The 23,101-nt window shown below is 38.4% G+C and carries 20 protein-coding genes; 10 read left to right on the top strand and 10 right to left on the bottom strand.

The genetic code is table 11. From position 1 onward, the window contains the following. Nucleotides 1–21: 21 nt before the first annotated feature. Both ANA_RS07845 and accD read left to right on the top strand, forming a co-directional pair. Nucleotides 22–843 carry a prepilin peptidase gene (locus ANA_RS07845; RefSeq protein ID WP_015079527.1) on the top strand — a complete coding sequence of 274 codons (822 nt, stop codon included), beginning with the start codon at nt 22–24 and terminating at the stop codon, nt 841–843. A 1,387-nt stretch (nt 844–2,230) separates the two neighbouring features. Next, a complete protein-coding gene (gene accD, locus ANA_RS07840) occupies nt 2,231–3,184 on the top strand; it encodes an acetyl-CoA carboxylase, carboxyltransferase subunit beta (protein ID WP_015079526.1) in 954 nt (317 codons plus the stop codon). Here accD and ANA_RS26975 read toward each other — a convergent pair. The 3 genes from ANA_RS26975 to ANA_RS07830 all read right to left on the bottom strand — a co-directional run bounded on the left by ANA_RS26975 (nt 3,171) and on the right by ANA_RS07830 (nt 6,591). Next, on the bottom strand, nt 3,171–3,335 hold the full coding sequence (locus tag ANA_RS26975; protein WP_168204347.1) for a hypothetical protein: 165 nt from the start codon (nt 3,333–3,335) through the stop codon (nt 3,171–3,173). The genes accD and ANA_RS26975 overlap by 14 nt on opposite strands. Nucleotides 3,336–3,359: 24 nt before the next feature. After that, nucleotides 3,360–4,733: an MFS transporter gene (locus ANA_RS07835; RefSeq protein WP_015079525.1), complete on the bottom strand. Its 1,374-nt coding sequence runs from the start codon at nt 4,731–4,733 to the stop codon at nt 3,360–3,362. Nucleotides 4,734–5,064: 331 nt separating this feature from the next. Then, on the bottom strand, nt 5,065–6,591 hold the full coding sequence (locus ANA_RS07830; protein WP_015079524.1) for a hypothetical protein: 1,527 nt from the start codon (nt 6,589–6,591) through the stop codon (nt 5,065–5,067). 258 nt (nt 6,592–6,849) lie between these two features. On the opposite strand from ANA_RS07830, the gene ANA_RS07825 reads away from it, so the two are divergent. Then, a complete protein-coding gene (locus ANA_RS07825) occupies nt 6,850–8,463 on the top strand; it encodes an ArnT family glycosyltransferase (protein ID WP_015079523.1) in 1,614 nt (537 codons plus the stop codon). A 150-nt stretch (nt 8,464–8,613) separates the two neighbouring features. Here the strand turns inward: ANA_RS07825 and ANA_RS07820 are convergent, their stop codons facing one another. Next, nucleotides 8,614–8,991, bottom strand: coding sequence for a hypothetical protein (locus ANA_RS07820; protein WP_015079522.1), 378 nt, complete (start codon nt 8,989–8,991; stop codon nt 8,614–8,616). A 415-nt stretch (nt 8,992–9,406) separates the two neighbouring features. Between ANA_RS07820 and ANA_RS07815 the strand changes: the two genes are divergently transcribed. Together ANA_RS07815 and ANA_RS26480 are read left to right on the top strand one after the other, a co-directional pair. Beyond that, nucleotides 9,407–11,323 (top strand): chloride channel protein, encoded by a 1,917-nt coding sequence (locus tag ANA_RS07815; RefSeq protein ID WP_015079521.1) that lies wholly within the window; start codon nt 9,407–9,409, stop codon nt 11,321–11,323. Between the two features lie 57 nt (nt 11,324–11,380). Next, complete coding sequence (locus ANA_RS26480; RefSeq protein ID WP_015079520.1) at nt 11,381–11,545, top strand: hypothetical protein; 165 nt, start codon at nt 11,381–11,383, stop codon at nt 11,543–11,545. An 18-nt stretch (nt 11,546–11,563) separates the two neighbouring features. Here ANA_RS26480 and ANA_RS07810 read toward each other — a convergent pair whose 3' ends face one another. Next, nucleotides 11,564–11,974 (bottom strand): AbrB family transcriptional regulator, encoded by a 411-nt coding sequence (locus ANA_RS07810; protein ID WP_015079519.1) that lies wholly within the window; start codon nt 11,972–11,974, stop codon nt 11,564–11,566. Nucleotides 11,975–12,277: 303 nt separating this feature from the next. Here ANA_RS07810 and ANA_RS07800 point away from each other — a divergent pair, with 303 nt between their 5' ends. The 3 genes from ANA_RS07800 (at nt 12,278) to pyrR (ending at nt 14,445) form a co-directional block, all read left to right on the top strand. After that, nucleotides 12,278–12,721 (top strand): Rrf2 family transcriptional regulator, encoded by a 444-nt coding sequence (locus ANA_RS07800; protein ID WP_015079517.1) that lies wholly within the window; start codon nt 12,278–12,280, stop codon nt 12,719–12,721. A 63-nt stretch (nt 12,722–12,784) separates the two neighbouring features. Continuing rightward, nucleotides 12,785–13,735 carry an adenosylcobinamide-phosphate synthase CbiB gene (gene cbiB / locus ANA_RS07795; protein WP_015079516.1) on the top strand — a complete coding sequence of 317 codons (951 nt, stop codon included), beginning with the start codon at nt 12,785–12,787 and terminating at the stop codon, nt 13,733–13,735. 173 nt (nt 13,736–13,908) lie between these two features. Beyond that, nucleotides 13,909–14,445 (top strand): bifunctional pyr operon transcriptional regulator/uracil phosphoribosyltransferase PyrR, encoded by a 537-nt coding sequence (gene pyrR, locus ANA_RS07790; RefSeq protein WP_015079515.1) that lies wholly within the window; start codon nt 13,909–13,911, stop codon nt 14,443–14,445. A gap of 302 nt (nt 14,446–14,747) precedes the next feature. Here pyrR and ANA_RS07785 read toward each other — a convergent pair whose 3' ends face one another. The 4 genes from ANA_RS07785 to pilM all read right to left on the bottom strand — a co-directional run bounded on the left by ANA_RS07785 (nt 14,748) and on the right by pilM (nt 19,809). After that, nucleotides 14,748–17,048: a type IV pilus secretin family protein gene (locus tag ANA_RS07785; RefSeq protein ID WP_015079514.1), complete on the bottom strand. Its 2,301-nt coding sequence runs from the start codon at nt 17,046–17,048 to the stop codon at nt 14,748–14,750. Nucleotides 17,049–17,154: 106 nt separating this feature from the next. Further along, a complete protein-coding gene (locus tag ANA_RS07780) occupies nt 17,155–17,922 on the bottom strand; it encodes a hypothetical protein (RefSeq protein WP_015079513.1) in 768 nt (255 codons plus the stop codon). Next, on the bottom strand, nt 17,919–18,719 hold the full coding sequence (locus ANA_RS07775) for a PilN domain-containing protein (RefSeq protein WP_015079512.1): 801 nt from the start codon (nt 18,717–18,719) through the stop codon (nt 17,919–17,921). Before ANA_RS07775 ends, ANA_RS07780 begins: the two co-directional genes overlap by 4 nt. A gap of 4 nt (nt 18,720–18,723) precedes the next feature. Then, on the bottom strand, nt 18,724–19,809 hold the full coding sequence (gene pilM, locus ANA_RS07770; protein ID WP_015079511.1) for a type IV pilus assembly protein PilM: 1,086 nt from the start codon (nt 19,807–19,809) through the stop codon (nt 18,724–18,726). Between the two features lie 265 nt (nt 19,810–20,074). Here pilM and ANA_RS27465 point away from each other — a divergent pair, with 265 nt between their 5' ends. Both ANA_RS27465 and ANA_RS07765 read left to right on the top strand, forming a co-directional pair. Then, nucleotides 20,075–20,308 carry a hypothetical protein gene (locus ANA_RS27465; protein ID WP_235081979.1) on the top strand — a complete coding sequence of 78 codons (234 nt, stop codon included), beginning with the start codon at nt 20,075–20,077 and terminating at the stop codon, nt 20,306–20,308. Between the two features lie 26 nt (nt 20,309–20,334). Next, entirely contained in the window at nt 20,335–21,633 is a 1,299-nt protein-coding gene (locus ANA_RS07765; protein ID WP_015079509.1) for an ABC transporter substrate-binding protein, read from the top strand. Between the two features lie 191 nt (nt 21,634–21,824). Here ANA_RS07765 and ANA_RS07760 read toward each other — a convergent pair whose 3' ends face one another. After that, entirely contained in the window at nt 21,825–23,078 is a 1,254-nt protein-coding gene (locus ANA_RS07760) for a bifunctional folylpolyglutamate synthase/dihydrofolate synthase (RefSeq protein WP_041457829.1), read from the bottom strand. Between the last annotated feature and the right edge of the window lie 23 nt (nt 23,079–23,101).

Below are 23,101 nucleotides of genomic sequence, written 5' to 3'. Positions count from 1 at the left end.
TGACAACTGACAAATAATAATATGGACATTTTAATGAATATTTCAGCCAGTATCATTGTCTTTGTTTTGGGTGCATCTCTGGGTAGTTTTATTAATGTTGTGGTTTATCGGCTACCCGCTGGCTTATCAGTGCTGTGGCCACCTTCTCGCTGTCCCAAGTGCTTAAATAGGTTGAAGGCTTATGATAATGTCCCGGTTTTCGGTTGGTTGTGGTTAAAAGGGCGGTGTCGTTATTGCCAAACTCAGATTTCTCGCCGTTATCCATTAGTGGAGGCATTAACAGGGATAATATTTTTAATAGTATTTTGGGTTTTTCAATTTTCAATTTTCACCCTGGGATATTGGGCTTTTTGTAGTTGGTTATTGGCTTTATCTCTTATAGATTTAGATACAATGACCTTACCTAACCCCTTAACTAAATCGGGTTTAATTTTAGGAATAGTCTTTCAAATGGCTGTGGGTTGGTTATCAGAACCGACTGCGGTGGGATTATCAAAACGCTTAATAACCGGAATAGCCGGTGCAGTTCTGGGTTTATGGCTGTTTGATGCGATCGCCCTTTTAGGTTCTATGGCTTTTGGCAAAACGGTCATGGGTGCAGGTGACGCTAAATTAGCTGCTATGATGGGAGCATGGTTAGGATGGCGTTATTTACTACTAGCGGTTTTTATCTCCTGCATTTTGGGAGTATTCGTCGGTGGTGGTGCAATTATCCTCTCTCGTCACCAAATGGGACAAAAAATGCCTTTTGGACCCTTCCTAGCGTTAGGTGCGGTAATCACTGTTTTTTGCGGTGAAGCTATTTTGTCCCCATATATGAGATTATTTTTGCCTGGATCTTAATATCATTTTTTAAATCTTTTTTTTGTTTCATGCTTATGGTTTTATCCACTTAAACCTGTATCGCACCTGACTGTAGCTGTGATTACCCCATTGAGATTTAAATATGTCTAAACTATGATTTTTATGATTTTTGTGATTCTTATGATTAACTAATCATCCAAATCAAAATAATCACACAAATCATAGTTATGACATTGCTTATGGTTTTATCCACTTAAACCTGTATCGCACCTGACTGTAGCTGTGATTACCCCATTGAGATTTAAATATGTCTAAACTATGATTTTTATGATTTTTGTGATTTTTATGATTAACTAATCATCCAAATCAAAATAATCAAATCAATCATCCCAATCAAAACAATCACGCAAATCATAGTTATGACATTGCTTATGGTTTTATCCACTTAAACCTGTATCGCACCTGACTGTAGCTGTGATTACCCCATTGAGATTTAAATATGTCTAAACTATGATTTTTATGATTTTTGTGATTTTTATGATTAACTAATCATCCAAATCAAAACAGTCAAATCAATCATCCCAATCAAAACAATCACACAAATCATAGTTATGACATTGCTTATGGTTTTATCCACTTAAACCTGTATCGCACCTGACTGTAGCTGTGATTACCCCATTGAGATTTAAATATGTCTAAACTATGATTTTTATGATTTTTGTGATTTTTATGATTAACTAATCATCCAAATCAAAACAGTCAAATCAATCATCCCAATCAAAACAATCACACAAATCATAGTTATGACATTGCTTATGGTTTTATCCACTTAAACCTGTATCGCACCTGACTGTAGCTGTGATTACCCCATTGAGATTTAAATATGTCTAAACTATGATTTTTATGATTTTTGTGATTTTTATGATTAACTAATCATCCAAATCAAAATAATCAAATCAATCATCCCAATCAAAACAATCACGCAAATCATAGTTATGACATTGCTTATGGTTTTATCCACTTAAACCTGTATCGCACCTGACTGTAGCTGTGATTACCCCATTGAGATTTAAATATGTCTAAACTATGATTTTTATGATTTTTGTGATTTTTATGATTTTTATGATTAACTAATCATCCAAATCAAAATAATCAAATCAATCATCCCAATCAAAACAATCACGCAAATCATAGTTATGACATTGCTTATGGTTTTATCCACTTAAACCTGTATCGCACCTGACTGTAGCTGTGATTACCCCATTGAGATTTAAATATGTCTAAACTATGATTTTTATGATTTTTGTGATTTTTATGATTAACTAATCATCCAAATCAAAATAATCAAATCAATCATAGTTAAGACATTTAATCATCTAAATCATAGTTCTGATTTTGTCCTCACACCTAATTACATAAGATAAAAATGGCAAACAACGAAGAATCACGCGGTTTAAAGTCTCTATTTGATTGGTTCGCAAATCGGCGTAAATCAGGAAGTCCCAATTCAGAACGCCAAGAACGGGAAATTGCTGATGGTTTATGGCATAAATGCCCTAAATGTGGTGTTCTTAGCTATACAAAAGATTTAAAAGCTAATCAAATGGTTTGCGTTGATTGTGGTCATCATAATCGCGTTGATAGTGATGAACGAATTCGCCAATTAATTGATGCTAATACCTGGAATCCATTGGATGAGCATTTGCGCCCCACTGATCCCTTACAATTCCGTGATCGTAAACTATATAGCGATCGCTTGCGAGAAACACAAGAAAAACTAGGACTGATAGATGCTGTTAAAACTGGGTTAGGACAAATTAACAGCTTACCCATAGCTTTAGGAGTCATGGATTTCCGGTTTATGGGTGGAAGCATGGGTTCTGTTGTCGGGGAAAAACTCACCCGCATGATTGAACAAGCCACCCAACGGCGTTATCCTGTCGTCATTATTTGCACATCAGGTGGTGCGAGAATGCAGGAAGGAATGCTGTCTTTAATGCAAATGGCGAAAATTTCCGCCGCCCTCCAACGTCACCGAGATTCTAAACTATTATATATTCCTGTTTTAACCAACCCAACTACCGGAGGTGTTACCGCTAGTTTCGCCATGTTGGGTGATATTATCATCGCTGAACCCAAAGCAACTATTGGTTTTGCGGGAAGACGGGTAATTGAACAAACTCTTAGAGAAAAACTCCCTGAAGATTTTCAAACCGCTGAGGACTTACTTAAACACGGATTTGTTGATGATATCGTCTCCCGTACTCAATTAAAAACTACTTTGACACAATTAATTGCGCTACATCAACCTCTCCCCACAACGACACCAAGTATGGTTTTGTGGGAAACAATGAAATTAAGTTCCGCTACTGTTGAATAAAAAACGGAAATGAGGGAAGAAATTTCCTTCTTCCTTCAACAACTAACAACGGACAACTGACAACTGACAACTGTACGGGCGAAGCATTTGGAGAACTATTTTTGGCAATGACCGATAATTTATCTTCCAAATGCTTCGCCCCTACTAACAACGGACAACTGACAACTGACTCCTTCTACTTACCCGGTTCTTGGACAAAAATTAGCGGAATTAGCCCTAGTAGTCTGCATAGGCTAGATAGCGCAAATAAGCCTAATAAACCGCCAAATTCCTGATTTTGGGCAATAAAACCGCCGATAGTTGTCCCTAAAGCTCCACTCACGCCCCCGACAGCCGCAACAATGGCAAAATAGATAGATTTATTTCTCACGGGGGCAATTCCTAAATACATATTAGTGCTACATAAATCAACTCCTGCCCAAGTGATGCCAGTAAAAATATGTAAAAGCGGCAACCATAACCAAAAATCAAGTTGATGATGACCAATTCCTAACCATAATAATGGCGTAATTGCGACTAAAATACCCACACAGATAAGAATAGGACGATTACCGATTCTATCGGCTAATTTCCCCCATATAATCAACACTAACAGATTTGCCCCGGTCTGAAGACTGCTATAAATAGTTACTAAAGTCACATCTAAATCTAAAGTATCTAATAAATAGAAGTTGAAAAAAGGTGCGCTCAAATGCACAGCCAACATCCAGATACTGAAATAAAGCAGAAATAGTAAAAATTTAGAGTTCTGCCCAATAATAGTAGTCCAATTAATTTCTTCTTTGCAAATATCTTGAGGAGGATTTTCACAAAAATTCAAACTATGCTGATTTTGTAATTGCGGATTTACGTCTGCTTGAAAATATTGACAACACAAACTAATAATTCCACAAATAGTTCCTAAAGATAGAACTAATCCATAACCTTGGATAGTTCCACCATGCCAATTTGATATTACTAATCCCGCTAAAGGTACACATACTAAATTAGTCAGATTACAAGCACTATTCCGAATACCAAAATATCTCCCTCGTAACCTGCGGGGAACAATAATTGCTAACCAACTTAGCCAAGATGCACTTCCTAATCCTCCCAGAAGATGACTAAAAAGAACAATTGACAGTGTTAATACTACCAATTGTTGAGAATCTAGTAAACTGGAATTGTTAGCAAAAATGCCAATAACTAGAATTAACCACAATAACCGAGAAGTTCCAAAAGTTAATAGAGAATATTGAAATCTACTGGTAGTTTGTTCAGAAATGTAAGCCCCCACAGGTTGAATAAAATTTACCAGCATGGGAATTGAGGATAACATTCCAAAGATCACCGGAGTAGCATCCAACTCGACTAACAAATTACTGACTAAAATTCCCCCGGTACTCAGACCAAAAATAGATGCAAAAACAGCATCTATGGTAGAAGCTTGTAAACTGGTACGAATATCGTTTTTAGTAAATTGCTGAGGAAACTGTTTAGTTAGTAAAGAGTCAAGATTGGGAGTTTGAATATCCAGTGCTTCAACTGTGTCAACCGGAAGGGAATTCATATTATCATAAATTACAGAGCTATCTTTTGTTCTTATATTTTTCAATATCAGTTTGCAGACTCACAGTCTATAAAACACCTGAAAAAATGTCATCAGTATTTCATAATTGGGAGATTAATCAAGCTTTTGCAATTAATAATTGAGGAAAAGATCTAATTCTTCCCCATTTCTCTTTATGAAAATAATTGTTTATATTTATACTGATCCATTCCTAGATACTGTTCCCAACCAAAATGACTGGGGTTGGGAAGTAGATAAAATTTATGAAGATTTGGGAAAACGAAACCATAACACCAGATCCCCGACTTCTCTCAGAAGTCGGGGATCTGAATTATTCATCTTGATTTCTAGGAGCTTGTTTGCCTTTTTTACCTGCATTCCGCACATTCATGACTTTACCCAGTAAATCAAACCAAAAAGGCGCACCCATAGCAATCGCAATCCCACTCACAAGCCAACCAGCAATCATACTCAAAACACTGAAAACAGGCAACCCATGAATTCTATATTTTGTTACGTTGATTTGCTGTCGTACGTTAGCGTTAGTCCAACCAATTGGTAATTCAACTTCCTTTAAAATCTCGTTAGGATCTACTTTACTCATATCTGAAGGATTAGATCCTTGTGGTACTACTTGTACAGCCTTATTAATAATTATTTCTCGTAATAAAGAATCCTTAGATAAGCGATTAATGATATGAAAAGTATCGGCATTGGCTGTAATAGCTAAAGTTATGCCAATGATAATTGCTACTCCCTTAGCATTACGTTTGTAAACACCACCGGCTCTTTCCATAGAGCTATCAAAACTATTTTCAATTTCTTTCCGTAAAAGAATAATCCCTTCTTCCGTGCTTTTAGCTCTCATTTGGGCGCGTTTTGCCATAGTTTCAATACTATCAACAACAGAATCTGGCAGAATATCAATTAGTTCTTGAACTTTTTTATAGGTTTCACTATCTTTATCTTGAATAGCTGCTATAACTTCACCATGAATATCACTACCTTTTTTAATAGATTTGACAATTTCATTGATATTAGGTTTTAATCCTCCTAGCACTATGGCTTTTTCTGCATCTGCAAAAATATCTTGTCTGACGAATTTTAGTTCCCGCAAAGGTTTATCTAAAATATCTTCATGATTGCCTATGTTTGCTTGGAAACTATCTATATATTTATCTAGGCTATCTCTCATCCTATTTATCGCCATGTAGATATCATATTTATCCTTATTAAACTCATCAGTAATGCGGTTATACTCTAATTCTAACTGTTTATAATCTGTGGCAATATCAGTAGCAAATTCACTAGATAACTCTTGATTATTAATGTAAACCTGCAACTGAATTAAAATTTGTCTGATATCATCTAAACGTTCATTTTTGAATTGTTCTAGTCTGATTTCAGTTAATTTTTTGACCAATACTGGCAGTTGGAGTGTATCCATAAAAGTATTAGCAAAATTTTCACCACCAATATAGGAAGGCGCACTGCGTTTTTGATCACCAAAAACAGTTTCTTTTCTAAATCTAGAAGTAGACTTTCTAAACAGACTAAAGAATGAGCCAATTGCCCAAGTTGCTTGCCGAGGTAAAGTTGCTAATAAACCTTTAGCCTCTTGATTAATACTTTGAATTAAAGGATTGCCATAAATTTTATTAACTAGTTGAATTACTTCCGGTTTTTCTGAGTTTTGAGCATCACCAGCTAAAAGAATTTCAATTGATCTTCTCAAGTGTTCAGCCCGCCATTGCAGTACAGTTGTCAATAGTTCTTGAATTTCTGAAGCCAGTAAACTTAAAATTAAGTAAATAAAAATTAAACCCAGTGCCACATCTAAAATAAAAGGTAGGTTCATTGACATTCTCCTTCAGGGTAATTGAGCAAATGCTAATGGTAGTATTTATATCATTTAATCGGCAGGATGCCTGTAAACTTCCTGAAAAAAATTAATCAGAAAATCTTCGCCAAAAAATTATCTCTGTTCCTGAGAAACTGAGCTAATTTGGGATCTAGCCATTGCCTTTAAAAATAGATTGTTCCCGGATGGCAACATAGGAGATTCGCTTTGATCTCTATGTGATTAAACCTAACAATTATAAGATTCGCATAGAATATGCAAGAAGGAAGCTTTATTTGGACTCATCTAGAAAAACAGCACCGTGTGGTTGAAAGAAAGATTGATTGGCTATGGCTAATCCTCTTGTTATTGGCAGCGGTGATCTTGTTTAGCATCAATCTTGGCGGTTTGCCCTTACAAGATGGGGATGAGGCAACTGTAGCCAGGGTAGCGCGGGAAATTTGGCAAGCTCCAGCAGATTCAATGCGCTGGCTTTACCCCACTTTGGGCGGTGAACCATATCACCACACCCCACCGCTAATGCACTGGTTAATTGCTGGGGCTTATGCTCTGGGTGGTGTTAATGAATGGACAACTCGCCTACCTAGTGCAATTTTGATGGCAACTTCTGTACCTTTGTTGTATTGCATGGGGAGAGAGATATTTCGGCACCGTTGGGCAGCTATTTATAGTTCCTTAATTTATCTAACAATGCTGCCAGTGGTGCGTTATGGCAGGTTAGCAGTGTTAGATGGGGCAGTTGCCAGTTTTTTGATTTTGATGATGTGGTTTGTCTTGCGATCGCGCCGGGATTTGCGTTACTGCTTAGGTGTAGGCATTAGTTTCGGGTTAATTTGTCTAACCCAAGGCGTGATGGGTGTTTATTTAGGTGCAGTTGTTTTAGTCTTTCTTTACTGGGATACACCTAGACTACTCGCAAGTTATTATTTCTGGACAGGTATTTTCATCGGTTGTCTACCTGTATGCTGTTGGTACGGATTTCAAGTATGGCACTATGGCTATCCCTTCAATATTGATGTGAATACATCTTTAAACCATATCCAAACTATTACTAATGGCAGTTTCCAAGCACCTTGGTATTATCTTTTAGAAATCGCCAAGTGGACATGGCCTTGGTTGATATTTCTCCCTCAAACTATCCGCATTACCTGGGAGAATAATAATTTAAGTTGGGCAAAATTGATTATTGTTTGGTGTGGTGTTTATCTATTAATTATTTCCCTCATTAGCTTTAAACTTCCCTGGTATATAGTTCCTATTTATCCAAGTTTAGCTTTAGCTTTGGGGTTTCAATTAGCAGAAATAGAAAATGTGCCTGTAGTTTCTGGCTATCCCCGCGCTTGGGTAACGAGTTTAGCAATATTGGCTGTGGTGGCTTCTGCAGGCAGTATTTATTTTAGTTGGAGAACTTTAGACAAAGTAGAATTACAGATAATTTTTGCAGCAGTGGCTTTAACCATGACTTTAGCGGCAATTTTAGCAGAGCGAGGTGATAGACAATTTCTGAAAATTTTAATTTGGGGAAGTTATATTTCTCTATTGTTATTAATGAAATCTCATTACTGGGTTGGGGAATTAAATACAGCTTATCCTGTTAAACCAGTAGCAGCAATGATCACTAAAATAAATCCAGCAATTAAGGAAATCTATACATCTTTTCCCTACCATCGTGCTTCTTTGGATTTTTATAGCGATCGCACTATTATTCCTGCTTCTATTGGTGAGTTACAATATTACTGGCAGTATGATAGCCAACCTTATTTTCTCCTCAATATATCTACCTTAGAAAACCTCCAATTCAACTCTATCAAAGTCATAGATCAAGTAGAAGATTGGCAATTAATTACCAAAGAAAATAACTCATTTTAACAATACCTTCGCCATTTTTATTGTTTCGGAGGTTGGGTTGAGCGAAGCAAAATCCAACGCTGATGTTGTCTTTCCTGTAATACAACCCAACCTGGGAATTCAGGCTTTTTTCAATTTGGCGAAAGTATTTTTTAAGGTTCCACAAGAAATCTATTTTTCACCCTTGTTCATTCTTTCAATTTGGGGAATTTCTTGGCCATCATGACTCATATTATCTTGAGTCATAGTCACAATCCCGAAAAAAATCGCACTTCCCACAACCAAAGACAAAAAAGGACGCTTAATGAAGATAAAATCTCTGATTATCCGCGCCAAAGGTCGGCTTTGACGACGTAAAGCTGAAGAGATCATCATTTGTTTCCAAATAAATGGGTCACGGACATAATGTCCGCTTTGACAAACAACTAACTTTTCTTGGCAATAAGGACAGGAAAACAAACCAATATAGGATTTTATTGGCGTGGTTCTGTTATTTCTTTGGCAAATTGGGCAAGTAACATAATGATCATGAAAAGTATTTGTACTCATCTACCTCGTCCGCCTATTCCCTTGATTCTATTTATAACAATATCTGTATTGAATTTTACTGAAAATCCAGCGGTTATGCCATAGTCACTGATAGTTATTGGCAAAATACTATGATAGCGATATGCAATTGCATGAGATCCAAAATTTACCTAAAACTGAAACACCAAAAGACTTTCAACTCTGTTGCCTATTCCCTGCTCCCTACTATGTAGACTTTAAGAATGAAATTGACCTAAGGACATACTCCCTTATATACTAACTCAAGTTGCTAGCACCGCAGGACGGAATTATTTTTTTCTAAATATTTTGTGATTTTTGCTAATTAATTATTGAGCAGGCAGTTTTTCCCATAATAAACCACAATAAGAAATAACAGATAAAAAATCGTTTTTTCTGACATTTACCTCGGTTATCAATGACTCTCTTGCCTCCGACTTCGCAGACGAAGGTCACGGAATCCGATACTTTTTCCCCACCTTCCATGCGGTTCACTCAGTTAATTAATCGTTTTCAGCCCTCCTCAGAAACAGTAGTGCTTTTTTTGGCCGTGCTAATTGGCGGTAGTACAGCTATGGGGATAGTCACCTTTCACTATTTAATCCAGCTAATTAACAACTTCATGCTGGAAAATCTCATGGGACAAATTGGGATCTGGGGTGCTTGGACTTTAGCTGCTGTTCCCACTTTGGGTGGTATCATTGTTGGCCTCATGCGTTGGCGCACTCAGGATTTTGGTCCAGGACTTTCTTCTCTCATAGCTGTTGCTCAAGGCAAAGAAGCCAAGAAACCCCTCCGACCGGTCACAAAAATGATCGCTGCGGCTGTTTCTATCGGCAGTGGTGCATCCTTGGGTCCCGAAGGTCCAAGTGTAGAAATTGGGACTAATTTCGGAGTTTTATTGTCTGATATATTACAAGTTTCTCAAGAACGTCAGCGGTTGCTCTTAGGTGCTGGGGCGGCGGCTGGTTTAGCTGCTGGTTTTAATGCCCCCATTGCTGGCGTATTTTTTGCCTTAGAAGTAGTCATGGGAACTACATATTTTGCTACTTCTGCGGTAAGTGTGGTGTTACTTGCCGCCGTTGTCGCCGCCTTAATTGCTCAAATTGGTTTAGGTTCACAACCGGCTTTTGCTTTACCTGCTTATCAAGTTCGCAGTTACCTAGAATTACCTCTTTATCTGGGTTTAGGTTTAGGTGCAAGTTTAATTTCTCTCACCTATACTGAATCAATTCGGTTAGCCAAATCCGCCTTTGCTGGTAATTTACCAGGGTTGAAATTACTAGGTAAAATTCCTCAATCAATTCAGCCTATTCTCGGTGGTGTAATCATTGGTATAGTCGGTTGGCGCTACCCGCAAATTTTGGGGATTGGCTATGAAACCGTAGAAGCTATGCTCCAGGATGAGGATTTTTCGCTGAACCTGTTACTAATATTACTGGTGTTAAAATTGCTGATGACAGCGGTAAGTTCAGGGAGTGGTTTTGTCGGTGGATTATTTGCACCAGCGATGTTTTTAGGTGCGTCCTTTGGGTCCGCTTATGCTAAATTTTTGGCTTTGGTAGCACCAGGAATTGGAGACTATATGGCTGCTCCTCCAGCTTATGCAATGGTAGGTATGGCAGCGGTTTTGGCAGGTAGTGTCAGAGCGCCATTGACAGCAATTTTAATGTTATTTGAATTAACCCGCGATTATCGGATTGTTTTACCTTTAATGGCAGCGGTGGGTTTAAGTGTTTGGTTAGTAGAACGAATTAAACCAACTTTAGATGCTAATGCTAATCTGCAACAGATTGGTTTGCCAGAATTGAAAGATGAAAAAGTAGAACTTTGGCAGCAAATGTTAGTCGCAGATGCTATGCACGCTTACCCCAAAAAATTATCAGCTACTCTGGGAGTATTAGAAGCTGCGGTAGCAATGACACGGGAACGAATTCGCAGTGCGTTGATAATTGATGATGATGCTGGCAAGTTGGTGGGAATTCTGTCCTTAGAAGATATTAAACGGACTCTGGCTCTATGGCAAAATCTTTCTAATTCATCTACTGAAATTCAGGAATATTTATCTAGTCAAAAACTTATAGATATTTGTACTACGGATATTCTCTATGCTTGGGAAGATGAACCTTTATCTGAAGCCTTAGACCGCATGGCATTACGTGGGTTACATCAATTACCAGTGGTAGCTAAAGACAATCCTGATTTTATTCTGGGTTTATTAGAAAGAGAACAAATTGAATTAACTTGTAATTTAACGGCAATCACTAAGGTACTACATCAATATCTACCAGTGATTACAACCACTGAATATATAGAGGAAATTGGGAATTGGTGATTGGTGATTGGTGATTGGTGATTGGTGATTGGTCAGTTGTTAGTTGTTAGTTGTTAGTTGTTAGTTGTTAGTTGTTGGTTGTCAGTGGCAAATATCTTCTTATTGCCTGTTCCCTGTTCCCTGTTCCCTATTCCTTGTTCTCTAAATTTTGGTAATTGGTCAGTTATTAGTTATGCAGCAGTCAGGGGTAAAACAAAACCACTGACAACTGACAACCCATAACTGACTAATGAATATTCATTAAGCTGTAGCTTCTACTTCCACATCTTCTATAGATTCCGAATCTACTTGTCGGAGTCGAATGTGCTTTTTGCCTAAAGTGATGACAAACTCATCACCAGGTTGAAGATTCATCTGTTTTGTGTAAGCTGCACCGATTAATAAGTTGCCGTTTGACTGCACACCAATTCTATAGCTGGCACTGCGTCCACCACGTCCATTCGCACTGGGTGAACTATCCAACTGAATACCCTCAGCATCAATTAGGGCATTCAAGAATTTCATCATATTGACGCGCTCTATACCATTTTTGGTAACAGTATAGTAGCCACACTGTTTAGCTTTTTCGTCTTTGCTGATGGCTTCTAGCTCTTTAACTTTTTTGAGCAGTTCGTCACCGACTAGGAGTTCAATTTTTTTTTGTTTAGGCATCAACTTAGGTCGAAAATGAATGTTGTTTGTTGTCAAGTGGATTTTATTTTAGCTGACATTGAACTAATAAGAACAGAATTCTTGAGTTTTGGGATCAGCCTAGCCAAGTATATTACACTCATAGACAAAATTGTTGCATTATTATCAATATTCTTAAAAAATTATATGAAATATAATTACAATGATGCTGATAGCTACTATAGAGAGGAATCCGGTTTTGATTCTTTAAATTATTAAAGATAGGCAGATTAAGAGGGATGAGGGCAGAACGATTGGGGAAATCAAATTAATCATAACTGCTATATGAAACTAACTACGAGAGGACATTACAGCGTGAAAGCATTGCTAGATTTGAGTTTACAGCCCAAGTATGGACCTGAATCGGTCAGAGCGATCGCTAAACGTCAAGATATTCCTGCTCCCTATCTAGAAAAGCTGCTCATAGAAATGCGTCGTGCCGGCTTAGTAACTTCAATTCGTGGTAGCGTCGGTGGATATAAATTAGCAAAAAAACCGGCACAAATATCTATTGGCCAAATTTTAGAGGCTGTTGGTGAAAATATCACTAACTTACCTCTAAATAATCCCACACCCGCTCAAACAGCAGATTGGGTGACATCCAGTCTCTGGAACAGACTCAACCAAAAGCTCAAAGAAGCCTTGTACAATATTACCCTGGCAGACCTTTATTATGATGCTCGCAGTTGGCAAGCATCTCAAGGGGAAGAAGCCAATTTTGTGGTTTAGTCACCGAGTCAGAAGAAAGGAAAAAGCAAGAAAGAAGAATAAATAATCAACAATCAATAAAAAATGACATCTACTGTTTTGGTTTTGGCTGCATTGTTAGATTACTTAATCGGAGATCCTTGGGGTTGGCCTCATCCGGTGCGAGTCATGGGATGGGTAATTTCCCACTTGAGTAAATTAGCTCTGCAATATTGCCAAAATCCTCTTTCTCAGAGGCTTGCAGGAATTTTCCTAGGTGTGATTGTAATTACTGGTAGTGGCTTGGTAGGTTGGATAATAGTTCAAAGTGCCAAGTGGGTACATCCATTGTTAGGAATTGCTGTAGAAAGTATTCTTCTAGCTAGTTGTTTTGCTTTCAAAAGTTTACGAAATGCAGCAGTGGAAGTTCTCCAACCTTTAAAAAATGGAGAATTAGAATCAGCGCGACAGGTTTTAAGTAATTACGTCGGGAGAGACACAGCCAATCTTTCCCCAGCGGAAATTCTCAGAGCAGTGTTAGAAACCGTTACAGAAAATGCCACTGATGGCGTAATGGCTCCTCTTTTTTATACTATTGTTGGTGCATTTATCCCTGTTATTGGTGCTGTCCCTTTGGCTTTAGCATATAAAGCTAGTAGCACTTTAGATTCAATGGTCGGTTATAAAGAACTACCTTATACTTATCTTGGTTGGTTTAGTGCGCGGTGGGAAGATGGTTTTACTTGGTTGCCCTGTCGGTTAACAGTGATCACTTTATCATTACTATCCTTAAAACCCTTAAATGTTTGGCGAATTTGTCGCCGCGACGCAATTAAAGATCCCAGTCCCAATTCTGGTTGGAGTGAATGCGCTTATGCTGCGGTTTTAGGTGTGCAAGTGGGAGGAATAAATTGGTATCGTGGAGTAGCTAAAGAGAAACCACTTTTAGGAGATGCTATTTATCCCATTACCCCAGATTCCATTGATCAAGCTTTACAATTAACCCGATATGCGTTTTTACTATGGTTAGGACTAGCAATATTTTTAATTCGTTAGTTATCTCGTTCCCAGTCTCTGACTGGGAATGCTATCAAAGAGGCTCTGCCTCCAGTGTGATTGAAGGCAGAGCCTTCTAGCATTCATTCCCATACAGAGTATGGGAACGAGAAAAAAATAAGACATCTGTAGCTTAAGTTGACACCAATTACCAATCACCAATTACCTATCTTATGTCTACCAAAGTAGTTGAAATTCTCTCATCAGAAGAACTGCGTCGGACATTAACTCGTATGGCTTCTCAGATTGTGGAAAGAACGCGAGATTTATCTCAATTGTTACTTCTGGGTATTCATACTAGAGGAGTCCCATTAGCTTATTCATTAGCCCGTCAAATAGAAATTCTGGAAGATGTTAATGTTTCTGTAGGCTCTTTGGATATTACATTTTATCGTGATGATCTTGATAAAATCGGCTTGAGAACTCCAGAAAAAACGGATATTCCCTTTGATTTAACCGGAAAAACGGTGGTACTTGTAGATGATGTCATTTTTAAAGGGAGAACTATTCGGGCTGCTTTAAATGCCGTGAATGAATATGGTAGACCAGAGGTAATTCGTTTAGCTATATTAGTAGATAGAGGTCATAGAGAGTTACCAATCCATCCAGATTTCATCGGTAAAAAGTTACCCACAGCTAAGGAGGAAATTGTTAAAGTTTATTTACAGGATAGTGATGGACGAGATGGTGTGGAGTTAATTAGTAATTGAAATTTCCTTTTTTAGACTTAAACTCAAAAGTATATTTTCTAGTTGTAGAGACGTTCCATGTAACGTCTCTACATTATTTACTTCTCCCATAAATCGGGTATTTGGAAAACAAGAACTAAGAGGATGTTTGAAAAGTGGTATTCCGTAATTTTCATCACATTGCTACCCCCCTTAGTCCCCCCTTTACAAGGGGGGAAACAATAAAAATCCAGTTCCCTCCCCTTTACAAGGGGAGGGTTAGGGTGGGGTAAAAAATATTTGATACATCAACCATAACTTTTCAAACACCCTCTAAGAACTAACTAACGCGGTTGCAGCTTCACCCCCCGACGTTCCAACATTTCCCGCGCTGTGGGACTGGGTGTATAATTATAACCATAGCCAGAACTCTGGGAATCATCCATTATTTGCGGTGTCAGTAAAATAATTACCTCTCTACGTTCGTTCTGTTTGTTTGTTTTCCTAAACAGCGCACCCAGCAGGGGAATATCACCCAAAATAGGTAATTTAGAAACACTTGTTCGATCTGTGTCTTGAATAATACCGGAAAGAATAAGCGTTTGACTATCCCGCAAACGCAATACACCGGATGCCAGGCTTCTTTCGGATAAAAGAGTTATTGTGCCATTATCACCACCGGCTGGTGCTGTACCACCCGGAGCAGATACAGTAGGGGCAACGGACAAAGATACAAAACCGTTATCATCAATTCTTTCTACCTTCACATTCAGGGATAGACCTGCTTTCTTGATGATAGGTTCGCTGACAGAGGATGATGTGGTTGATGATGTAGTTCCTGTACTTTGTGATGAAATTTTTAATCCAGCATATACCTCTGTAGTTAAGTTAACTACTGCATTTTGTCCTTCTTGAACAATTAAGGTAGGATCTGTGAGAATCTTAGCGTTACCACTGATAACTTGAGCTTGTAAACTCGTAAGAAGCCGTCTAGGGAATTGGTATAAAGTTGGTATACCTCCCGTTTTGTTTCCTGCAACTGTGGGATCTCGATTAATACCAGCAGCAGAGTTCACAACATCTCCAGCCTGAAGTGGATTATTTGTAACTGGTGTTTCAGTCACAGTATTGTTTACTTCATTAGAATTAGCTGGTCGAGAACCACCAAAATTTAAAGATGCAGCACCACCATCATTAACAAAGAAGTTGTTACCAACCCCAAAAGAAAAACTGGTATTGTACCCTTGAGTACCTGTCAGGTTGACATCAATAATTTTGACATTCACTACCACTTGACGACGACGGATATCAAGCTGTGTTAATTGAGATACTGCCATCTCAACCATCTTAGGACTACCAATTAATGTAACAGAATTTGTCCGCTCGTCTCCTGAAGCTTGTAACCCTCTGAGTATAGGTGTTGAATCTGTATATGTAATCCGTTGAGTCTCAATTTTTGTTTCTGTCGTCGTTTGAGCTTGAGTAACTGCGGTGTTAGCAGCACCACCCACAGGTACAGCATTAACACTAGTAACTAGTCGTTCTCGACTGACAGCACTTTCCGCACCCAAAGCTACTAAGAAATTTAACGCCACATCCACCGTTACCTGATTTAGTCGGAGATTACGCATCACAAGATTACGACTAGAATTAGGTAATTGAGTCCCAACAAAAATTGTCCGTCCACTGCGGTTAGCTTCCAAACCACTCAAACGCAGGACGTAATTAAAAACATCTTGTACGGGTTCATTTTCTATATCCAAGGAAATCTTCTGAGATGTTTTAGTTACATTTTCAGCATCTTGCGGTTTTTCTGCTTCCCCACCTATATAAGCCAAATTCAGCCCAGCAGCACGAGCTAATAAAGATAAAACCTCTCTTACAGGTGCATCACGCAACACCAACCGACGAACTCGTTCTTTTGTACCTAAATTAATCACCACAGGAGATGTATCAATATTAGATTGAGTAATATCTCCTACAGGTGGGGCGACAGCCTTAGGTAAAAAAACAGGACTTTGCTTATAAGCTTGACCAGGATTTGGGGTTTGGGTAATTTTCCCGTCAATTGTAACTTGGGGGTTAGGAACTAGAACATCCGGCTGTTTACCTGGTTCATCTGGTTTATATTCAAATGTGGTAGCTGGTGTTACTGCTACCTTTTCCGTAGGCTTGGTAGTAGCTGGTGTTACTGCTACCTTTTCTGTAGGCTTAGTGGCGGTTGATGCTGTTGAATTTGTGGTAGCGGTAAAGCCCAGGGTAATATTATTATCCTTTCCCATGACGGGCTGATTGCTCGGTGCATCATCAATACCTGTAACTGTTACCCGAATGCTATTAGCGTCTAATTGTTTAACTTCAATAGATGCAATTCCTGGTGCGGGGTTTTTTTGCAGGAAGTTATTACCCTTGGGTAAACGGAGTTGGGTATTAATTACATCCGCAACTAAGGACTTGTCCTTTTTAGTGGTAAATACTTGGGGACGATCTCCCGCCGCAGTTTTTAAAATTACACTAACTCCCCCAGCAATGGGACTGAGTTCAACATCAGTAATTTGTGTAATCTTTGCTAACACTGGTTGGGCTGCTAAGAGTACAAAAGCTGCCACACTTGATCCGAAAACACTATTATGAAGCTGTTTCACAGTTCATTCCTCACATAAAATAAAAGTCTAAATCGTAACGTATAACAGGGAATAGGGAATAGGGAGAATATTTTATTTTGCCTGTTGCCTGTTGCCTCAAATTTGATTATTTTTCCGGTGCTTTAGCTGCTGCTGTTTTAGCGGCTAAATCTGCCGTTTCTTCAGAAGTTAGTGGCATTAAAGCCTCTAATGCAAAAGTTGTTGTCAGTTTACCGATACCAATTTGCACAGGGTTATCTTTATTGTCTGACATCTCTGGTGGAGACAATTTGGAGTCATAGTTTTTAACTAACAATAAAGGTTGTAATCGTTCAATGTTTCGCATAATTAATCGGGTTTGTTCAAAATTCCCCTCAATTTCTACATTGACAATACTGCGTTTAAGTTTGTTGTTAACTTCTACCCCAAAACTGCCATCATCTACCACAACAGGTTTTTCCGAAGCTGGAACAAATCTTTTCATCTTGGCTCTAATGGCATTACCAAAAGCTTTTCCATTGCTAGAATCTATCAAGCGACTGGTATCTAGTAATAGGGTATCTAAACTTTTTTCATCTGCAAATAAAGCTAAAACTTGTTGTTGTTGTTGTTTAGCTTCAGCCAAATCTGCTTCTATTTTACCGATTTGTTGGGCTTGGATTTTCTTTTGATTAACTTCTGTTTGTAGTTGCTCACGTTTAGTTTGTAGTTCTTGATAGTTATCCCAAGCGGGCATTGCCATGTTAAATAGCATATAACTTGCACCTAATAAACCTAAAACTGCGACTACACCACCAATAATAGTTGGTGTTAAGGTGACACCAAAAACAACAGGACCAGAATCTTGAGTATCTGTATCTTGATTGGCAAAATTTAAATCATCACTAAATGTCATTGGGCAATGACTCCTACTTTTTTGATATTACGAAGTCTATCTACTAGTCCGACTGTGCCTTTTTTCTCTAACTCTTGAATTAAATCAGATGCTGGCACACTACTCAAGCCTGTTTTAATGGTGTATTTAACTACTTGAATAGGTTTAATTTTTTCATTAGATTTACCACCCTTTGGGGGAAGAAAACCTGTAACGGTTGGTGCATCTACTAATTCTGCTGTGATAATTTTGGTTTCTTCTGGATTTAAAAATTTAGATTGTCCTAAACTTAAGGCAAAATCGTTGACTAAGGCATAGGAAATAGCAAAACCAGAAATTTCTAAGAATCCAGCGGTATTGGTATTAGTATTGGTTTTACTGGGGGTGGCAGCTACAACTTCTCTGCTAGGAAGAGGAGCGGCAATTTGCTTAATAGTTTCGATTTGCACTTTACTAGGAATGCGATCGCGCAAATCCTGTAACATTGCTGACCAAGGACGTATTTGATCAAACACCGTTACTAAAGCTTTCGTTTGGCTATTAATGCCGGCTGTTTCCGCCTTAATTTTATTAAGATTGACTATTATGCTCTCTAAACTCTTACCTTCCTCCTCTAGTTTTCCGATTTCTTGGGTTACTTCCGCGGTTTTCCCTTCTAAGATTGATAAACCAATAAATACCAAAGCTGGGAATACTAAACCTACTCCTACTCCTATATAAACTGGGATTAAATTCCCTAGTTGAATAGATGGTCTTTGAACACTTTTACTTTGATATTCTGGCCGATCTTTAAGGAAGTTAATATCTAGACTATACATTTTGTTACAACCCTCGCATTCCTAAACCCAGGACAATACCCAACCCAGGACGTTTAATTAAAGGATATTTTTCAGCATCTACCTCCAAAGACAAAGAAGTAATTGGATCTATTTGGGTAGTTGGTAAACTCAATCTTTGAGTGAAAAACTCATCAATTTGTGGTAATCCTCCTCCAGGACCGGCTAAAAGAATCTGCGCGACTTCCAGATTTTTACTTTGATTGAGGTAAAAATCAATGGAACGACGCAATTCATCAACTAATTCTTCGAGAACTCTCAACATAGAAGCCATCCCTGGATTACTACCTGTCACCCCACTATTGGGAATAGTCATACTCTCCAACATATCCATATCCCGTGATGCTGGTAACTTCATAGCCCTTGACAATGCAGTTTGGAGTTGATAAGTGCCAATCGGTACTGTTCGAGAAAATTCTGGGACACCATTGATAATGATGGCTATTTCTGTACTATCAAACTCAATATCAACTAAGACCGCTGCTTCTTCTGGTCCAAATAGCCGCAGTTGATCACGAACAGTGCGAATCAGGGCAAAGCTGTTAATTTCTAAGATATCAACTGTTAATCCTGCCTGTTCAAAGGTATTCAAATAGGTTTGCGTGATATCTTTACGAGTCGCAACTAACAAAACCTGCACCTTCTCAATGCCGTCTTCGTCCATAAAGTACCCAAGTTTTTGATAATCAACATCAGCTTCTTCTCTGGGATAGGGTAAATATAAAGCTGCTTCATGGTTGAGTATCATGTCCCGCAACTCCTTGTCATCTAATTCAGATGGGACAGGAATCAACCGAACAATGGAGTATCGTCCTGGGATACAAGTAGCAACACGGGTAGCTTTAGTTTTGCTTTCAGCGATCGCTTGCTGAATAATTTCGGACATTCCCACAGAATCAGCAATTTGACCATCAATAAATATACCTTCTGGTACTGGTACTGTTGTCAAGGATTCGATTTTTAAGTTTTGGCGGTGTTTACGTAGTTGGACTACGTTTACCCGTTCCGGCGCTAGTTCAATACCAATACCTTTACTGGATTTACCAAAGAAACTAGTGAAGGCTTTAACCATAGTTTTACCCGCTAGATTACAAAGAAAAATATTAAGGTTAGTTGTCAGTAGGGGCGAAGCATTTGGAAGGTAAATTATCGGTCATTGCCAAAAATAGTTCTCCAAATGCTTCGCCCGTACAGTGCGAAGCATTTGGAAGATAAATTATCGGTCATTGCCAAAAAATAGTTCTCCAAATGCTTCGCCCGTACAGTTGTCAGTTGTCAGTAGGGGCGAAGCATTTGGAAGATAAATTATCGGTCATTGCCAAAAAATAGTTCTCCAAATGCTTCGCCCGTACAGTTGTCAGTTGTCAGTAGGGGCGCAGCATTTGGAAGATAAATTATCGGTCATTGCCAAAAATAGTTCTCCAAATGCTTCGCCCGTACAGTTGTCAGTTGTCAGGCAAGAATTTTTAACCATTACCTATTACCTATTATCCATTACCTATTACCCATTACCAAAATTGATATATCCTATAGTCTCCACAATTCACTATCCTTTTTCTTACCCAGATTAATTCTAAAAATACTATCACCTACTACGATGATTCGATTGCAAAAATTTAAACAACTGGTTTGTTGGGCATTACTAGGCTTATTTACTAGTTGGCTGGTTAGCTGCGGCATAGGTAATGTTGGCAATAATCCCAAACCTGCTAAAACTGGAGTTGTCACGATTGAGTTTTGGACAATGCAACTCCAACCGCAATTTACCAACTACTTTCAAAGTCTAATTACGACTTTTGAATCACAAAACCCAAGTATAAAAGTTAAATGGGTAGATGTGCCTTGGTCGGCAATGGAGAATAAGATTTTAACAGCAGTCTCCGCAAAAACCCCACCAGATGTTGTTAACCTTAATCCCGACTTTGCTTCCCAACTTGCGGGTAAAAATGCTTGGTTAGATTTGGATGCCAAAATTCCCAGTCAAGTCCGTTCCACCTATTTGCCAAATATTTGGCAAGCAAGTAGCCTCAATGGTAAGAGTTTTGGCATTCCTTGGTATCTCACCACGCGACTAACTATTTATAACACCGATTTACTAAAACAAGCGGGTATTACGAAACCTTCTGCCACTTATGCAGAATTAGGGCAAGCAGCGCAACAAATTAAAGATAAAACTGGTAAGTATGCTTTCTTCGCTACCTTTGTTCCCCAAGACTCTGGTGAGGTGTTGGAATCCTTGGTACAAATGGGTGTCACCCTAGTTAATGCTGAAGGTAAAGCTGGTTTTAATACGGATAAAGGAAAAGCTGCTTTTCAATACTGGGTAGATTTGTATAAAAAAGGTTTGTTACCGAAAGAATCTTTAACCCAAGGGCATCGTCATGCCATAGATTTATACCAATCTGGAGAAACGGCTTTTTTAGCTTCTGGGCCTGAGTTTCTGAAAACCATTGCTAATAATGCCCCCAAGGTTGCCCAAGCTTCCGCAATTGCCCCACAAATTACGGGTGATACAGGTAAGAAAAATGTTGCTGTCATGAATATCGTGATTCCTCGTGATAGTAAATATCCTGATGAAGCTGTTAAATTTGCTTTATTTGTTACGAATGACGAAAACCAATTAGCCTTTGCTAAAGCTGCTAACGTCCTACCTTCGACAATTAAGGCTTTGTCGGATCCTTACTTTAAGGAAGTTCCCGCTAATGCTACGACAGCGGAAAAGGGGCGGGTAATTAGTGCGACACAATTAAAACAGGCTGAGGTATTAACCCCCAAACTCAAAGATTTTAAAGTTTTGCAAAAATCAATTTACGAAAATTTACAAGCGGCAATGTTAGGACAAAAAACTGTAGATAAAGCTGTGGAAGATGCTGCCCAGCAGTGGGATAATCGGTAATTGGTAATTGTCAGAATCAGGATAACCAGGATTAAAGGATTTACAGGATGTTATTGTTGATGAGACTATTGGAAATAGGGATTTTTTAATGATAGAAAATATCAATCAAAAAATTCATAAATTACAATCTGGTACATCCTCAAATCCTGGACATCCTGATTCTGACAAAAACATCGCTTACTTTCTTTTTTTTAAATTCCATTTGCCAAAAAATAACCAATTAAATACAAAGAACCACATAATACAACTTGATTATCTGTAGCAATAAAAGCAGCATCTAAGGCTGACAACACATCTGAATAGGTGTGACAAAAATTTAAATTTGGACAAATTGATGTTGCTAACTTAGCTAATTCTGCTAAATCTGCTGAATTACTATCTGGTACGGGAACTAAATATAATTTATCTCCTGGTTTAAGAAGTTCATGAAAAATCTCACCATGATCTTTAGTGGTTAACATTCCCATTACCCAAGTTATATTTTTGGTGTTGAGACTATCTACATAATTACGTAAAACTGTGGCTGAAGCTGGGTTGTGTGCGCCGTCAATGAGGAGTTTATGACTTTTCCAAGTTATCCATTGCATTCTCCCTGGCCACTTGGTTTTAGCCATTCCTTGAATAATAGCTTGTTCAGAAATTTGCCAATTTTGTTTTTGCAATATTTCCAAAGCTGCTAATGCTAAAGCTGAATTATGTAATTGAATTTGTCCCTGTAATGGTAATGGATATTTTATAAATTCAGAACTTTCTATTTTTTGATATTCTGCCCAATTTTGATTAATTTGTCGAGATGGTGGCGGGGTAAAAATTGGGCATTGTAATTCTAGAATACGCGATTGCATGACTTTCTCGGCATCGGCTGGCAATGAACCCATAACCACAGGACATCCTGGTTTGATAATTCCCGCTTTTTCTTTGGCAATATGGGCTAAAGTGGGTCCAAGTTGTTGCCAATGTTCTCGACTAATAGAAGTAATAACTGTTATCAAAGGATTATCACAGACATTGGTGGCATCTAAACGCCCTCCTAATCCTACTTCAATGATGGCAATATCAACTTGTTTCTGGGCAAAATATAACCAAGCCGCAGCGGTAATTACTTCAAATTGGGTAGGTGATTCTTCCTTTGGGTTAATAGCTGCTTGAACTTGTAGTATTAATTCACACAGTTCATTACTATCAATTGGTTGTTCGTTAACACAGATTCTTTCTGTCCAATCAATCAAGTGGGGAGAGGTGTAGCGTCCAGTTTGATAACCAGCCTCAGTAAGTACCGCAGACAGGTAAGCACAAACAGAACCTTTTCCGTTAGTCCCAGCGACATGAATAATTGGTACTTGGTGATGGGGATTTCCCAGCTTTGCCAATAAATCGACAATCCGGGATAACCCCAAATTCACACCAAAATGCTGAAAAGGTCGGAGTAAAGAATCTACGTTCATGGTGATTAGTGATTGGTATTTTG

The organism is Anabaena sp. 90 (genome assembly GCF_000312705.1).
Lineage (GTDB): Bacteria > Cyanobacteriota > Cyanobacteriia > Cyanobacteriales > Nostocaceae > Dolichospermum > Dolichospermum lemmermannii.
This window is presented reverse-complemented; position numbering and strand designations above follow the sequence as displayed.